Origin of the sequence: Psychrobacter luti (assembly GCF_014192115.1) — a bacterium.
GTDB lineage: Bacteria > Pseudomonadota > Gammaproteobacteria > Pseudomonadales > Moraxellaceae > Psychrobacter > Psychrobacter luti.
In genome coordinates this window covers 169110-186662 of sequence record NZ_JACHXL010000004.1, presented here as the reverse complement: position 1 = coordinate 186662, position 17553 = coordinate 169110, and the positions used below count along the sequence as shown (strand labels likewise).

Genomic DNA, 17553 nt, shown 5'->3' with positions numbered 1-17553 from the left:
TGCCGATAGTATGCGATAACTTGCATTTTAAAGTCTAGATCGTAACGCATAAAAATACCCCATAAGTTGTGTCCAACTTATGGGGTTCAGTTCACATATACCCTTTTTTATAAACTCTTTTAGCTACTAATTGGTTAACTTATTACTAACTAACCAAGTACCTGAATGTAAGCGCCGGCACGTAGCTCTTGTAGCCAGTCTTCTTTGGCTTGTGGGGCAAGACGCTGATATAGAGCTTGGCGCGCCATATTACGACGATACTCATCGCTGACATCTTGTTCACGCTTACCTTCGACTTTTAATATATGCCAGCCAAATTGCGTTTTGAATGGTGCAGAATAATCGCCGACCGCAGTATTCTTCATCATCGCTTCAAACGGACCAATCATTTGCTCTTCACCAACCCAATCCAAATCGCCACCGCGTCCTGCTGAGCCAGGATCATCTGAATAAGTCGAGGCTAGGCTAGCAAAGTCAGCGCCATTACGTAATTGGGCATAGAGATCATTGATTTTTTGTTCAGCAAGGGCATCCGTTTGCAGCTCATCGACTTTGACCAAGATATGGCGGGTATTCCATTGCGGTACTAGCATGGTATCACTGGATTTTTTATCAGCCAGCTTAATGATATCAATGCCTTCAGGCGTGACTAATGGCGCACTTACAGCACCCACTTCAAGCTTGGTGATTTCGCTTGCCAGTTCAGTCGGTAAAGCTGCCGCTTTATGAAAGCCCATATCACCACCTTGCAACTGAATAGGATAGCTGCCTTGGCTTGCTGCGATAGCTTCCGTTACATCAACATTTGGTGCTTGCAGACGTGTACGTAGGCGTTGCGCGACTTTTAGAGCCTCATTACGCTGAGCTTCTGACAAGCGGCTATAGTCATCCATATACGGGATACGAACGTGAACGGTTTGATATTCACTTTGACTTAAGCGCTTAGCTTCAGGAGATGCCAAAAATGCATCGATATCTTGTTCACTGATACGTACACGGCTAGAGATTTGGCGTTGCTGCAAGGCTTGGATAGCAGCATCTTCAATCAATTGCGCACGTAGGATGGCATAACTACCCGGTTTTGCAGCATCTAATCGTTGCTGCAACGCACCAATGCTATTAAGTCCTTCGGCTTGGGCAATTTGAGCCAAGCGTTGATTAACCGCGGCTTCATCAGGATTCAAGCCAACACGTTTGACCAAAGACAGCTGTAATTCGCGCAAGATAAGGGCGTTTAACACTTCAGACTGTAGCTGTGCCGAATTGGCAATCGGTTCACCAGCCGCTTGAGCACGTGCTTGAGTCTGAGCCATAGCAGCGATTAAATCACTCTTTAAGATAGCATTTTCATTGACCAACGCAATGATACCGTCTGTGCTATTGGCAGGCGTCAAACGGTTCACGCTATTTTGTCCAGCTGCGGCATTTGCTTGGGCTGCTTCTTGGGAGGTTTGTGCTTTTGCAGGCTTAACGGTGGCTGCTTGTGCGCTAAAACTTAGGGCAATAGCGCCAGTCATAGTCATAGAAAGCAATACAGCTCGGCTAGTTTGACGTAAAGAAAAAAATCTCATGATGCTCCTCATCAATGTCATTGCATCGGATGGTAATCGGTTAAGCCTATTGACGATACTCGTAATATTCAAGTAGCGGCTAAGGTTGTCTATAATAAATAGGGTAAAAACAATGTTGTAGAATGTTATATCACAAATAACAGTCTATAAATAATGCCATCAATCATACGTTAATATAATCGTATAGACGATGCTTAATTAATCCTTCCATGCGCTTTGGACAGGCTCAAATCCTAACACTTTGTCAGAAAGTAAGCGCGTTAAACGACTGCTGCCGCTACCAAGGCCGTTGAGTCTGATTTCTGCCATAATCGCTTGCGTCGGTTTGTCTTTGATATTTAAGTCGTTATAGTAACGACGACCGTAAACGGCAAAACCAAAACAGCAATCCTCATAATCAACACCAATTAACGAATCAAGCATTTTATCACGATTATAATCATACTGACCTTGCGCCAATACACGCCAGTTATTATTAATAGGGAACACGGCTGAAGCAGTAAATGCTGACAAAGGTAATTGGTCAGTGTTTTCATCACGCATACGCTTCACAAAACCGACATTAAATAAGCTGTTGTTAGACGGCTGATAACGCAGCTCGGTGGTGATATAGTTTAAATCATAGCTATTAGTAAGAGCACCACTCACATCAAACCAGACGTTATTATAAGGCTGAGTACTGGTATCCCATACCATACCTGAAGACGATGACGTCAGGATGGGTTTATCTTGATCAAGGGTTACGCGTCCATCATCGATATAAAACTGCTCTGCAATGCTACCATCAAAACGTGTCACACCCGTTGCATCGATGTAACGATAGTTAATACCGGGGGTAAAGGCATGCAAATCTTGCAAACGGTCATGACCTAAAAACCAGCTGTCCGAAAAAAGCTGCTCATAATTGATAGAGGCAACACGGGTATTAAAGTTGGGAATATCGTTTTGATCTTGATAAGGCGAGTAAGTATACTTTAAGCGCGGACTTAATAAGCGGTAACCGCCCAAGGTATCATCAAAAGCACCAAAAGGTGAGCCAGCTTGATAAAAATGCAAACCGGCGTCAATGCTAGCTTGTGGTACCAATACTGACTGGCTACCATCGTCTTTATTTAGATCGTTATCTACTAAACTGTCTTCATCATAAGACGTATATAGATGCTGTAAGCTGAGCTTAGGTTTGATATAACCCCAAGATCTTTCCATGGGGTAAACGGCGCTGAGTTTATTATAAATACGCGTGCCGCTTTTCTCATTTTCAGAGCCATCATCGATAGACTTTTTAAAATAAGCGGTGTCACTAACGCCCGTGATATCAAAGCTTTTTGCCCACGGTAAACGATAATCAAGCTTGAGCTGCGGCAAGCGCGAGTAAGGCTTATCTTTATCTTGTAATACCTGCCCATTATTAGTGATGGCATCTAGTGTCTGAAAAGTTTCAACTTTCAGTTCACCATTGACATAATCATTATAATAATTAACCCGCGCACGACGTGGTAGGTTTAAGGTATTGTCTGATAAACCTAAGGTATCAAAGTCGTTCAGATAATCGGCATCGGATACATAACTATATTTTGCATCGCCACTTAAGCGAGGAATGCTTTTAGATGCCCAATAATGATCATAAAACAAACTGCTGCGATCTTCGCCGTCATACTCTTTATCATTGGGCAGATATGAGCCATTAAAAATACCTTCGCCATATTCTTCAGTCAAATAACGAAATTCACCTGAGAGCATCGGGTTACGATTGGTATAAACGCGAGTATTAAGGGTCGCATCATAGTTCGGCGCTAAATTAAAGTAGTAAGGTACATCAACTTCAAGGCCGCTTTCACTACTGATACTAGCATTAGGCAGTAAAAATCCACTACTGCGTCGATTGTCTATAGGAAAGTTAAAATAAGGCAAATAGAAGACTGGTACATCAGCGATACGGAAGGTTGTATTATAAGCTTCGCCGCGACCAGTTTCGGTATCTAAATCGATACTTTTGGCATCAAACTGCCATTTACGGTTGGTGGGCGGACAAGTACTGAACATTACCTCATCAAGCTCGTATTGTGTCTCATTCGGTCGATTTAAGCGTTTGGCATAGCCGTGTGCTTGTAGTTCTACACTAGCAAAAGCCACGTCTTTGGCCGTTGATTGTCCGGTCTCAGTATTATAGTTTAAGCTATCGGCAATCCCGATGAGACCGCCTTTTGAAGCTTTATCAGTAAGGCTGGTCTTATTGTTTTTGGTATTGTTGTTTAGAACATTACTAGCTTGTGCGGAAACAGCAGGTCGATTGCCATTAGCGTTGGCTTGATCGGTAAACATCACTTTACCTTGTGCCGCTGCGACGCCATTGGTTAAGTCTAAAATAATCTTGTCCGCTTCGATATGCTGGCTGCCTTGGTTAACAATCACATTACCTGATAGCTCGGCATAATCGACATTGTCGTAGTAACCATAATCCGACTCTGCAAACAATGGCGCTTGATTATTAGGGATACCATTTAGATTGGGTGCTGGCTGACCGTTACTTGCACCTGTTTCATTAACTGCTCGTTGGTAATTGGGATTCTTCTTGGGATAGACCCATTGACCTTCGCAGCGTTGGGCGCTGTCGATGTTATTTGGTAGTAGCTTTAAATCGTTGCCTACTGCTGGAATGGTTTGCGCGGCAAAGGTGTTCTGAATATCATTTTGGTTGTTATCTATTACATTATCATTGCTATTATTGTTTAACGTTGCAGGGTCAGTTTCAGGCGTTAATTCATAAAATTCTGCCAAGCGTCTGAGGCTTTCTTGGATACTCTCATCACTGTCGTTAACTTTAGTCTCAGCTATGCTGTTATTATTTAGTGATGCAACAGTGTTATTTTGATTATTACCATTGGCATTATTACTATCATTACTGTTACTAATTTCTGTGATATCTATACTGTCATTATAATTGTCATTATCTAAAGTAGTATCATTGTTAAATATAGGATTAATAGCTACCGGATTATTCACTCCTGTACTATTAATATTAGCGGCTATATTTTCATTTAATCCATTGATATCGTTATAGCCCGTGTTTTGCTTATAATCGCTTTGATAACTGATGTCTTGACTAACGGTACGATTGATGTTGTTATTGGCGTCAATAGCGACCTTCGAGGTATAAGCGCTCGCACTGTCAACGGCTAACGGCTCCGTCATCTGCGCATCAGTATTGTTAATAGCCGCATTGACGGTCAAGCTAGATAAGCCTAAGGCGCCAAATAAAATCAAACGGATGCTTTGGTAAAGCGGAGAATATAACAAGGGCACACCTATGTATGATTGTAGAGCCTATTGAATTGCGATCATTGGATTACTAGGGGTATTTTAGCGGTATTTAGCGGCTAATAAACCAGTAATTCATACGATAATCTCGAAAATCAGAACGTTTTACATATAATGACGACTAATCATAGTCAAAAAAAACCAAATCAGCTACACTATTTACCAAAATTTATAATATAGCTAAATATAACTGAGCGAGCTATTGTTAATAGACAGCTCAGATAGTAGCTTATATACAGACTAGATCTATACTGAGTAATATAATATGGCTCGATGCATTAATTAGCTTTCTTACAGCCGAAATTAATCTGCTTAAAGCCGCTGTTAGGCTAAGCCAAGCGCTCCCTATTTTAACAACTATTTGCCCCACTTATCACTACTTTAGTCATTTACGACTAATATTTAACCTGCGATGTTTTTTATGACCGATAAAACCGTGTTAGAACCTAGTGTACCCGCTACTCGCCAGCAGCAATTAGAACAATGGCTGCAAGAAGTATTCGCCAATCAACCATTCATCCTTGATAGTTTGCCCGGTGACGCCAGCGCACGCCAATATCATCGTATTCAGCTCTTGGATAATGATGTAGAAACGGCGCGCTATATTGTCATGGATTCGGCTGATGAACAAGAGGCGTTGCAACAGTTTATTAATGTGGCAAAGCTGATGTCACCGGCAATCAATGTACCGACGCTGGTTGCTCAAGACGTGTCAAAAGGCTTTTTGGTATTACAAGACTTTGGGGCAGTAGAGTTTGCTCATCTGTTAGTAGATGCGCCGCCTGTGCAGATTAACGATTATTATCAATTGGCGATGCGTACTTTGGTTGACTTGCAAGCGGTGCCCGTTACGACCGCAAAAACGGAGCACCAATTACCAGATTATGATACGGCACTTTTAACCCGTGAGATGGATTTGTTTAACGAGTGGTTTATCCCTTATATTGGCGTGGAGCTTGAACAGACGCTATGGGAAAATCTTAAGTCTGCCTTAATAACTGAGATTTTGTCACAGCCGCAGGTCGTTGTGCATCGTGATTATCACAGTCGTAACCTTATGCAAGACCAAGCAGATCATACGCGCTTAGGCGTCATTGATTTCCAAGATGCGGTAGTAGGCTCGTATACCTATGATTTGGTATCGTTAATAAGAGATGCCTATGTAGAGTGGCCAGAGAGCCAAATCACGAGCTGGGTGCAGGATTGTTGGCAATTACAAAAACAGGCAGGGCTTGAAACTGCTGATAATGCGGCCCAGTTTGAAAATGACGTGAATGTCATGGGCGTACAACGGCATTTAAAAGTGCTGGGTATTTTTATCCGCTTATTCGAACGTGATGGCAAAAGTCGCTATTTAGCCGATATTCCAAAAGTCATGCGTGACTTGATTTTTGAGCTAGAATGGCTTGCAGAATACGGCAATCCCGATATGAAGCAGGCAGTCGGCCCGTTTAATGAATGGTTGCGAGAGGTTATCTTGCCTGCTTATCAAAATAAATTTGTGCAACAGTATATCTAAATAGCATTAATAAAGTAAAAGTGTTTAAAACATCAACCGCCTTTATAGTGTTTAAAAGTCAATAATTAGAAATAGGCAGCAATACAGCCAATAACAAGGAGCGCGTATGTCTGTAATAACGCAAGCAATGATTTTGGCGGCTGGCAAGGGTACGCGCCTGCGTCCGCTAACACTTGAGACACCAAAACCTTTGGTTGAAGTCGGCGGGCAACCACTGATTGTCTGGCATATCAAAGCGCTACAAGCTGCTGGCATTACTGATATTACTATCAATGCATCATGGCTTGCGGACAAGCTGATGCAGACATTGGGCGATGGTGGCCAATATGGCGTCAAGCTGCATTGGTCGGTTGAAGATGATGAGCCGCTTGAAACGGCTGGCGGGATTTTTAACGCGCTACAAACAGGCAAGTTGCAAGATGCGTCCTTTATCTTAGTCAATTCTGATGTTTGGACGACCTATGATTTTGCTCAATTGCAGGACTATACGTTGGGGACTGACCAATTGGCTCATTTATTGTTGATTGACAATCCTGAGCATAATAATGGTGGAGATTTCGCTATCAATAATGGCCTTGCGAGTGCGCAGCCTATTGCTGATGCCGATAAATATACCTTTGCTGGTATTAGTGTCATCTCGCCTAGACTGGTCGCTGGCTTAGTATCAGGGCAGGCAGCGCCACTTGCGCCACTGCTAAAACAGGCGATGCTAAAGTTCCAAATTACCGCTGAAGTAATTAAAGACAATTGGATAGATGTTGGTACGCCCGAGCGTCTAACGCAAGTTAATGAATTTATCGAAAGTCACGGTGTCGATAGCCATCGCGGCGCATAAACTGTTTTACCACAGTTAAAATTAAAACAAATAAAAAAGCAGCGCTGAATATTATGATATTCAGCGCTGCTTTTTTATGCATATAGGAAGGTAGGTAAAAGGATAAGTTTTAAACACCCATTGCCAGTTTAATTAACTGTGCAATCGTAAAAATAACCAAAAATCCTGCCACATATAAGCCAATAAACCATGCCCATTGTGACTGTTTTTTACTGAGCTTTTTCATAACTATTTCTCCGTAATCTCCCAATAACGTATTCTTAAGTTTATTGGGGCAAGCCCAGCTATTATCGACTATGTGCAATAGATAATAGCGAGCGCTGTTTTGCCTTAATACATATGCTCATGGTCAGTTTTGCCCTTAAAGGTATAATAAGCAAAAGCGGTGTAGCTCAAAATGATTGGCAGCATAATACCAGCACCGATGAGCATAAAGGATAGAGACGTATCCGCAGCCGCCGCTTCATAAATGGTCATCTGATACGGTACAATATACGGGAATATAGCGAAACAGACCCCGATATAACCCATCAAAAATAGTGCGACAGTCAATAAAAACGGACGATATTCACGTTCGCCGGTCAAATCTTTACGCATCAAGAAAAATAACAGCACAACGATAATGGGCATAGGAGCAAGATACAGCAAACCTGGGAAACTAAACCAGCCTTCAAGTGCATCAATATCTGAGAAATACATAAATACCGTGACCGCAATCATCGCTACAACTAAAGCAGAAAGTAGCCAGCCTGATACTTTACGTGCCCATACTTGTAAGCTATGTTCGGTTTTGATAATTAGCCACGTAGAACCTAATAAAGCATAACCAATTAGCAGGGCAAAGCCACACATGATGGAAAACGGTGAAAACCAATCAAAAGGACCACCCGTGTATAGACGATTACTTGCCTCTAAACCTTGCACCAACGCCCCAAGCATAATACCTTGGGTAAAAGTCGCTACGACAGAGCCGATAAAAAAGAAGCTATCCCAGACGTATCGGTGCGAGGTGGCTTTAAAGCGGAACTCAAATGCCACACCGCGCATAATCAAACCAAATAACATAAAGATGACGGGCAAATAGAGACCGGTCATAATGATGCCATAAGCGACAGGGAAGGCGGCGAATAAACCACCACCACCGAGCACCAGCCAAGTCTCATTGCCATCCCAAAAAGGGGCGATAGAGTTCATCATGCGGCTACGGTTTTTATCGGAGCCAGCAAACGGAAACAGAATGCCGCAGCCCAAATCAAAACCATCAAGCAAGACATAAATAAAGACAGAGAGAGCAATTAAGCCGCCCCAAATTAAGGGCAAATCTAATACATCACCATAGTTAAACATTAGCGTAACCCTCCATCATCGACGTCGTCAGCAGGTTTATCCAAGTCTTCTTCACGCCCTTTGGTTTTATCAGCGGCATGCTTATCACCGCTCAGGGTGCGACCTTGGGCTTCAGTGACAGAGTGATCATAGAAATGATCGTCTGATGGATCTTCGTAAGGTTTCGGTCCTTGTGCAATGAGACGTAGAATATAAAAACTGCCCGCGCCAAAGACAAAGGCATATAGCACGATAAAGCCAATCAAGGTTGTCGCAACTTGCTGCGCTGCAACCGGTGACATACTTTCAGCAGTACGAATGACCCCATATACCGTCCATGGCTGACGGCCCGTTTCGGTGACAAACCAGCCAGCAAGTAGGGCGATAAAACCAAGAGGCGTCATCACCATCCAAGCACGGTGGAACCATTTACTTTCAGGATTGAACTGTTGTTTTTTGAAGTATTTATAGAGACTAAACAGTCCTACAAATACCATCAATGTACCAATACCAACCATTACTCGGAATGACCAAAACACGATAGGGACATATGGACGGTCTTCTGGTGCCCAGTTTTTAAGTCCTTTGACTTCGCCATCTAACGAATGTGTCAAGATTAGACCTGACACATAAGGGATTTTAATTTCGTAGTGGTTTTTTTCCGCCTCTTGATCTGGAATACCAAATAACACGAGTGGCGCACCGCGCTCATTCTCCCAGAGACCTTCCATTGCTGCGACTTTTGCCGGTTGATGCTCAAGGGTATTAAGACCATGCATATCACCGATCAACACTTGCGCTGGTGCAACAAAGATGGCCATAATCATCGCCATACCTAGCATGACGCGACCGTGCTGGCGATGTTCAGCATGTTTTTTGGACTGCAGATAATAAGCACCAATACCACCAATCACAAAGGCAGTGGTCAAAAATGCTGCCGTCATCATATGCGCATAGCGGTAAGGGAAGGAGGGATTAAAGATAATCTCAAGCCAATTGGTTGGATATAGAAGTCCATCAGCGCCCATCATAAAGCCTTGCGGCGTTTGCATGAAGCTGTTGGCAGCCAAAATCCAAAATCCTGATATCATCGTACCGATGGCGACGATAGCGGTTGAGGCAAGGTGCATACGCTTACTTACCCGTCCCCAACCAAATAGCATAATGCCGAGGAATGAGGCTTCTAAGAAAAACGCTGTCAATACTTCATAAGCGAGCAGGGGGCCGATGACGTTACCGGCTCTATCTGAAAATACCGCCCAGTTGGTACCGAACTGATAGGACATTACCACGCCCGAAACCACACCCATGCCGAACACCACGGCAAATATTTTTACCCAATGTTTATAAACTTCTGCATAAATAGGTTCACCAGTTTTCAGCCAACGATACTCAAGCACCGTCAGCCAGCTGGCAAGCCCAATAGAAAAAGCGGGAAAAACAATATGCCATGAGATCACGAAGGCGAATTGAATACGCGCAAGCATCAACGCATCCAGTTGATCAATCATAAATGTAGCGAACATAAACGGTTACCCTTATCTGTTAGCTGAATAGCGCTGGCTTCCATGATACGCTCAAGTAACTGTCCGTAACCGCCATCAATCAGGGCGCTAATTATTACGGGCAATGGCTAATGTTATTTAGCGGTAAATGTGGTTAAGACAAAACCTTTGGCTAACATAGCATTAATAACGGCTATGATTTAGCACCTATTAGTCAGTAATCTAAGCAGTAATCACTGCTATATCTTGATAATTACTATATAGTTACTATTTAGCTAAAGTAAATAATTCATATCCTTACAAATTATTAAATATTCATCAAATGACGGTCTTGCTGATAGTGCATGTTTAAGTATTATGCGCCTGCCTATTCGTACGCGCAAGTTGCACAATAGTGTTATCACACACCTGTCGGTCATAAACCACTTACAATGTTAGCGAAATAATTTTTAAATAACAGTCATTGTTTAAGTATTGTTATCAATAGATACAAAATAGTCATACAAAAAAACATCTGTTAATAATGGGCTTGTAAAGGGTATGACAAACGGGATGATGGTTTGGCAAAAATCATCACCAAAAACTTAGCATTACTGCTGTAATTGTTGATGCAAGATACGGCGTAAGGTCAAAATAGTTTGTGGGTTTTCTTGAATACTATGACCACCATTAATCACGGTCTCTGATGCCGCTCCTTCAAGGTGCGCACTGGTATAAGGTACAATACCGTCTGATAGCCGCTCTGTTAAGGCTTGCCCAATCTCACCATCGACCGTCACTGCGGCAACAAGCGGCTTACTTGGCAATTTATCTTCATTAGATACTAATTCATTGGTATTATCAGCATCGATAGTTTTGCTTAAATTGGCGTCATCCTCTACTATCTCATGCGATAAATCGAGCTTGACTCCAGCAGGTTGCATTTCTGCCAGACCTTTGGTGATATCGGCATCGTTATTGGCAATAATTGAATGATAAGTGATGCGCTTATTGATACTGATGTCTTTGGTTAATTGAATAAAAGAAGATTTATCGCTTAATTGACTGGCGCCATTTTGTAGATATAGCGCACCGAGTGGGTTTTGTGCCAAGTCGCCTTGAATTGCAAGCGTTGCTAAGTTATCGGTGACCGTTTTCACCAAACCGACTGGTAAGTAAACAATGCGGCGTAGCGCACGGGTAAACCAACGGTCAGCATAATCGGTACCACGAAAAGGCGACGATAAAAATACTGCTGTATCGACTTGCGGTAAAGCCTTAAGCTCGAAACGCTCTCGTAGCTCTTGTTGGCCAAATGATTCTTTCAGCGCATCACGTATTTTGCCCTTCTCACTCACTGACAATATATTTTGCTCATCAAGTCTGTCTAAGTCATCGACCAAATTCTCATCAGATAGCATCATACGCGCAATGATTCCGCCCATGCTGTGGCTGATAATGACGCTGTTTTTACTGGCAGTATTTTGCCCTTTAGGGTCTGTTTGCTCGTAAGTTGCATTGATGAGCTTTTGAATTTGGTAACGATTTTCTAGTATAGGCAAGTTGGTTGGATAAAAAATTTGCCAAACTTGGTAATTATTACGCAATTTATCATCATTAAAAATGTCGTTGGTTAAGTTCACCCACGTTGCTGGGCTTGATGCCAAGCCATGAAGCATAATGATGACTCGCTTATCAGGGTCATAAGGCTCTAACATAAAGAGTTTTGGTAAGCTGGCTTCTTTTTGGCGGGTAATTAGGTTCAAATAACCGACACCATCGAGCTGGTTTTCTGCCAGCCATAAGCCATACCCTGCCGAGAAGTTGGCGGCAAGCGGATAGTCATCTCCCAAGATATTGGCGCTCTCGCTGCGGTACGGGTTATATAAATGAATATCGAGCTGCTTGCTACTAAGAGTACCGAGCACACTATCACCAACAGGCTTAATCAAACCAGTCATCAGCAAATGTCCAGTCGGATAAATGCGTGTACCGGCATCATCACTGTCTACACTTGCCTTTGCTAAGCTGCCCTTTGCTAAATTATCCTTTGCGCTGTCAGTTGCATTTTGATGGCTAGCTTTTTGAGGACTCGACTCTTGATTGAGCCTACCCGATAACGAGGAAACCAACAGTTGGCGAATAGTGGTGGTATAGCGATCATCTAGTGAGGCGACCAAGCTGATGCCCAAACCGGGACGCTTACTGATGGAGTTGAGTCCAGAGAGTCGCAGCTCGTAGGTCGAGACCAAATCTGCCAGCGCAGACGTTTGCTGATTGGCATTTTTTAGGTAGTTATTTTCATTGGGCAAATAGACATTGAGATTGTAATCGTCTATTTGCATTTTCATGACTTTGATTTGATCGGTTGGCTGACCATCGACGGCCGTACGATTGGCAATCGCGGCTTGCTCGCTGCTATTACGACTACTTGCTGTTGTGGGTAAGTACTCTATTTTGGCATTGCCCATCATTTTATTGCTGCTGTCAGCCGACTGATAGAGCTGGGTGATAACATCGTTACTGGCGGCGTTATAAATATCTTGGGTTTGGATATCCACATCACTTGGGATACGGCTTTTCGCCTGCGACCGAGCTTTCTCTTTATCCGCGCCTTCAAAATCATGTTCTAAGCTGTCATAAAATAAATAGGTATAACTGGATTTGATGGCATCAAAAAGCCTGCCTTGATAACCCACCACGCAGCTATCGGTTCTTTTTTTCTCTGCCTTGGTATCAGTATCGCTTAAAGGGGCGTTGGCATAATAAGGGTCTAGCGGCGGGCGGGCAAGGGCATTGCGGCAGTCTTTGGAAGCGGCAAGCTGGCGTGCTTTTGCATAATGCAATTCGGCAAAAACTGCCAAGGCTGGACGGTAGTGCTCATTGAGCATGCTGTCCGTAAGCTGAGTTAAGCACAGATCAAACTGCTGCATACAAGCTTGCTCATTGAGCCCTGCTGACAATAAGGCCGAGGCCGTATCGCTACTGAGTTTTTTATCGGTGACGATATTGCCGCGCTGAGCAGAAATGGTCTTGGCCGACGCCTGTTTATTAACAGAAACAGCGCTACAAGCTGGCAGTATCGCTATTGCTGCAACCACCGCCAAGAGAGCGATAGGTTTTTTGTTTTTAAGAGTTGGCGTCAGTGCCGCATTGGCGGGGTCAGCGAAAATCATAGATAATTCCAATGAATAATAGTCAGGAATGCATCATGAATAAATGATAAGTCACTCATTCATAGATAGCATGAGTGTAGCGTAACTTTTATGCTGCGACTATCGTATTTGATGGCTTAAATTCAAATATCGCAAAATATTATTAGTTTTTAATGCCGCATTGTGGGGCTCAAATGAAAGCGCTTGAAATTAAATTTTTGTTGCAGTTTTTGAAAAAGGAAAGAGCATATTGTAAAGCATGAGAATGGTTAGTTCGGTGCAAGGTGCTTGCTTAGTAAATAAATAACTCAGTAATTAAGCGACGAACGGTCAACTTAGTTTTTATGTTAGACGAAAAAAAGCGTCTTCATTCTATATCGTCATAAAAACAATATAAAACAAAGACGCTAGAGTTGCGCTCAAATTATTGGTGAGAAGGATTTGAGCGCGATTTTTAACAATAAATAATGAATGTTACTTTTGTTGATATCTAAGTATTGATGTTCAATTAATTAACACTCAACTATTTGATAATCTACAAATTAGGTACTTGGTTTGACATTTACGTCTGGTGCAGGAATATCCCAAATATAGAACTTACCATCTTCGATAAGTTTGATTTGTTGGCGAATAACCGCATTGTCAGGTACTTGTTGTGCTAAACGGCGCAGACGCTCTAATGCTTTATCACGGCGATCGCTTAATACGTCAGATTGCGCTAAGCTTTGCTCGGCTTCGGTATAGCCTAGGCTGACTGCTTGATCGAGATATTTTTGACCTTCTTTAAAACCGCCGCCTTCTGAGAGCATCATGCCATAGATGAAATTGGCTTCACCACTATTAGGTTTCAGTTTAATCGCACGATCGACATATTGTCCACCGCGCACTGTATATTCTGAGCCTAAGTCTAAGTTACGTCCCATGCCATTAAGCTTGGCAGCACGAATCAAGACGTCATATGAGGCGTTTGACGCTTTGGCATACGGCTCAATCCATTCAGTCATGACTTTGATTTTTTCACGGGCGTTGTGACGTTGGGTGCGGTTAGGGAAGTTTGGCGGATAATGACGCGCATTTGGCGACACGCCCTTAATAAAGTCATCGAGTAAGCTGACGTCCAGCTTATCGGTACCAAGCCCTTGCTGCTGCGGTATTAGCACGGTTGGCACAAAGCTGATATCTGAGATATTTACTTGCGGAGCTGGAATGTTTGGCAACTGACCACCACGTAAATCAATACCCGTTGCAGTCATTGGTCCACGTTCATAAACACGTGTGGTGCCTGTCAATTCAGGGGCGTTTGGCGCTGGTACGGCTGGTGGCTGACCCATGTTAGTAGTATTTAAAGGCGCACGGTTTGGTTGGGCGTTAGCCTGTTGGGCATTGTTTGCTGGAGCATTCGTTGGTTGTGCCACGTTATTTGGTTGAATGGTATTCTGCTGGATGTTGTTTTGTGGAATAGCCGCATTCGCTTGCGCGTCAGTTTGAGCTGTGCTGACAGCAGTATTAGGCTTGGCTAAACGAATCACACGTTTAGTAGAATCGATTGCGCTAGGCACTGAAGTGCTAGAAGCAGCAGCTGCGGTATCTGCCTCTGCTGCATAAACAGGGGCAGATAGCATCATGGTGCAGGCAGCAGCTAATGCAGTTAAAGTCGCAAACTTCGGCGCTTTGTGGGGGATAGTAGGGTGGTTAATTGCTTTCATAAAAATAGTTACCTTATTTATTTAATAATCATTTTGTTTACTAAATCGTTAGTTATGAATCCATTGATTCGTCGTTATGTCTTAGCATTCCGTAAAATCGTACAAATTTTTCATACCCTAGCAAATTAATCTGAGTGCTAACAGTAGTAGGATTGTTAAAAGTGAATAATGACCCATTATCACTAGCTGTTATCGCAAAGACTTATCCTAATATAATAGTGGCTATGTCATATTGCTTAGTATAGATGATAAACGGTTATAGATGATAAGCGGTGGCTTTCATACGATTGGCCATCCAGCGCATGGTATGACGTACCGGTGGTGACAATGCCGCACCGCCATTGGCCAATGCCAGCTCACGATGGTGCAATTCTTCAATATCCATTTGCGCCAGTATTTCTCTTGAGCGTGTATCTTGTGGTGGTAATTGCCCAATATGGTCTTGCAAATGCTCACTGACTTGCGCTTCAGTTTCTGCGACAAAGCCCAAGCTAAACTCGTTAGAGATAGCACCTGCTACCGCGCCAAGCCCGAAAGACATGCCATACCATAAGGGCGTAAAAATACTAGGGTGGCTGCCAAGCTCATCCAAACGTACTTCGCACCATACCAGATGATCGACTTCTTCTTCAGCGGACTGTTGCATGGCTTGCTTGACGTTGTCGTCCTTTGCTGCAAACGCTTGCCCGTGATAAAGCCCTTGTGCACATACTTCGCCAGTATGGTTAATACGCATCAAGCCTGCGACATGACGCGCCTCAGTGATACTGAGCTCAGGAATCTCATCACTACTTACGGGCAGGGGACGGGTGCTAGGGTTTGAATGCGGTACGACCGCTCGTAATGCCTTGTCCACCCCAAGTAATAACTGGTCAATTTTTGATAAGGGACGCAGGGCCATGGTTCACTCCTGATGGCTTTGTTTATTATAAATACATTTACGATTAACAGGTTTTAGCTATCTGAATTTCTCTTACAACAGCACGTTTGAGTGTATCGCAAGCATTGCTTATAAGCTGCGTGATTTGCTCATGAGCCTTACTATAGCAAACAACTATAACAAACAATATAGAATGTAAGCAGCAAAATTATCAGCATTACTAGCTTAACGATTTACTTGTAGTATCTACCAGCAGGGCTGTTGGTTCATATTGCCAATATCTTTAATCTTGTCGATTACGTTCGTCATCATGAGTTTGAATGACTGCATGCTTGATATGTTTATTAAGCTTGAGGTATAAAAACACCCCAAAAACAAGATTCAATACGCCAGTAACTAAGAACAGTTGCGGTAGGGTCATACCTAACGCATTTAATACCACAATCGAAAATATCGCCGAGCTGACCATAAAGATTGCATTGAAGATATTATTGGCACCGACGATGCGTGCACGATGGCTTTTTGGCGCATAAGCCTGCATAGAGGCATATAAAGGCACGATATATAAACCGCCACTAAAGCCTAAAAAGAACAAGTCGGCAAATACGCGCCAGCTACCACTCATACCCCATAAATCACTGATACCGAGTAACGCTTCGGTATTAACGTTGATATTGAGCCCTGATAAAGAAAAATATAAATCAATGGCAAAGATGCTGAGGCCGGCGATACCAAACGGCAATAAGCGCAGACTGACTTGGTTTTTGGTCAAGGATTTACAAAGCAGAGAACCAATCGAGACGCCGACTGAAAATAGCGTCAGTAGGAATATAACCACTGATTCGTCGCCATGTAAAATGACTTTGCTGAATTCAGGTGTTTGGGTTAAAAACGTAGCACCATAAAACCAAAACCAGCTATTGCCAAGAATGACAAAGAATAAAAAAGGCAGCGAGTATAAATAACGCACCGTCGCCATGCTGGTGGTAATGATATTCCAGTTAATCTTAAGGTCAGGCTGCATGGCTGGCATGGTTGGAATAAAACGGGCGGCAAAATAACCTATCGCAGCTACGATTAGTACAGTGACACTAATCCAAAATAGCGGCTGCGTTATCTGGGTCAATACCCCAGCGATAATCATACCGAGCAAGATGGCAAGCGAGGTACCCATTTGGAACAGACCATTGGCACCGACTAGCTCATCTTCTTTCATCGCTTGCGGTAAATAGGCATATTTAATCGGACCAAAAAACGTCGATTGTGTCCCCATCAAGAAGAGCGCCACAAATAATAGCGCATACCATTCAAAGACAAAGCCGACGGCGGCAATAATCATGATAGATATTTCAAGCAATTTGATTAATCGCGTCAGTTTTGATTTTTCAAACTTATCGGCGATTTGACCTGCTAATGCCGAAAATAAAAAGTACGGCAAAATAAACAGCATCGCCGCTAAGTTATTTAAAATACTGACTTCCATGCCTAGCTGGCTGGCAGCGGTATAAGTCAGCACCAGTATCAGCGCTTGCTTAAAGATATTGTCATTGAACGCGCCCAAAAACTGGGTGAAGAACATGGCGCTAAAACGGCGGCGCTTAAATAATTGAAACTGATTGGCCATGAAAATTCCTACAGATGGGTCGCAGCTAGTATAGTGAGAACAATGTAAAATGTATTGATTGATATATGGACAATTATCAACAGTATCAAAAACTTATCGAAATATAGCATAGGTTTTATCAATGTTAAGCCGTAT

General features: G+C 42.9%; 11 protein-coding genes. 2 read left to right on the top strand and 9 right to left on the bottom strand.

Translation table 11 applies throughout. From position 1 onward, the window contains the following. Positions 1–149: 149 nt before the first annotated feature. Together FHS24_RS09790 and FHS24_RS09785 are read right to left on the bottom strand one after the other, a co-directional pair. On the bottom strand, positions 150–1571 hold the full coding sequence (locus FHS24_RS09790) for a peptidylprolyl isomerase (RefSeq protein ID WP_183620964.1): 1422 nt from the start codon (positions 1569–1571) through the stop codon (positions 150–152). Positions 1572–1769: 198 nt separating this feature from the next. Further along, complete coding sequence (locus FHS24_RS09785; protein WP_183620963.1) at positions 1770–4868, bottom strand: LPS-assembly protein LptD; 3099 nt, start codon at positions 4866–4868, stop codon at positions 1770–1772. Between the two features lie 433 nt (positions 4869–5301). On the opposite strand from FHS24_RS09785, the gene FHS24_RS09780 reads away from it, so the two are divergent. Continuing rightward, complete coding sequence (locus tag FHS24_RS09780; protein WP_183620962.1) at positions 5302–6408, top strand: aminoglycoside phosphotransferase family protein; 1107 nt, start codon at positions 5302–5304, stop codon at positions 6406–6408. Positions 6409–6514: 106 nt separating this feature from the next. Continuing rightward, positions 6515–7243, top strand: coding sequence for an N-acetylmuramate alpha-1-phosphate uridylyltransferase MurU (gene murU / locus FHS24_RS09775; RefSeq protein ID WP_183620961.1), 729 nt, complete (start codon positions 6515–6517; stop codon positions 7241–7243). A 109-nt stretch (positions 7244–7352) separates the two neighbouring features. On the opposite strand, the gene FHS24_RS12640 is transcribed toward murU, so the two are convergent. The 7 genes from FHS24_RS12640 to FHS24_RS09745 all read right to left on the bottom strand — a co-directional run bounded on the left by FHS24_RS12640 (position 7353) and on the right by FHS24_RS09745 (position 17418). Beyond that, a complete protein-coding gene (locus FHS24_RS12640; protein ID WP_372829867.1) occupies positions 7353–7469 on the bottom strand; it encodes a DUF2474 domain-containing protein in 117 nt (38 codons plus the stop codon). Between the two features lie 104 nt (positions 7470–7573). Then, positions 7574–8590, bottom strand: a complete 1017-nt coding sequence (gene cydB, locus FHS24_RS09770; protein ID WP_183620960.1) for a cytochrome d ubiquinol oxidase subunit II — start codon at positions 8588–8590, stop codon at positions 7574–7576. Continuing rightward, entirely contained in the window at positions 8590–10095 is a 1506-nt protein-coding gene (locus FHS24_RS09765; RefSeq protein WP_183620959.1) for a cytochrome ubiquinol oxidase subunit I, read from the bottom strand. Before FHS24_RS09765 ends, cydB begins: the two co-directional genes overlap by 1 nt. Positions 10096–10664: 569 nt before the next feature. Next, positions 10665–13229, bottom strand: a complete 2565-nt coding sequence (locus FHS24_RS09760) for an esterase/lipase family protein (RefSeq protein ID WP_183620958.1) — start codon at positions 13227–13229, stop codon at positions 10665–10667. Between the two features lie 521 nt (positions 13230–13750). After that, complete coding sequence (locus tag FHS24_RS09755) at positions 13751–14914, bottom strand: tetratricopeptide repeat protein (protein ID WP_183620957.1); 1164 nt, start codon at positions 14912–14914, stop codon at positions 13751–13753. Between the two features lie 256 nt (positions 14915–15170). Continuing rightward, complete coding sequence (gene coq7, locus FHS24_RS09750) at positions 15171–15809, bottom strand: 2-polyprenyl-3-methyl-6-methoxy-1,4-benzoquinone monooxygenase (protein ID WP_183620974.1); 639 nt, start codon at positions 15807–15809, stop codon at positions 15171–15173. Between the two features lie 268 nt (positions 15810–16077). Further along, entirely contained in the window at positions 16078–17418 is a 1341-nt protein-coding gene (locus FHS24_RS09745) for an MFS transporter (protein WP_183620956.1), read from the bottom strand. Positions 17419–17553: the final 135 nt, after the last annotated feature.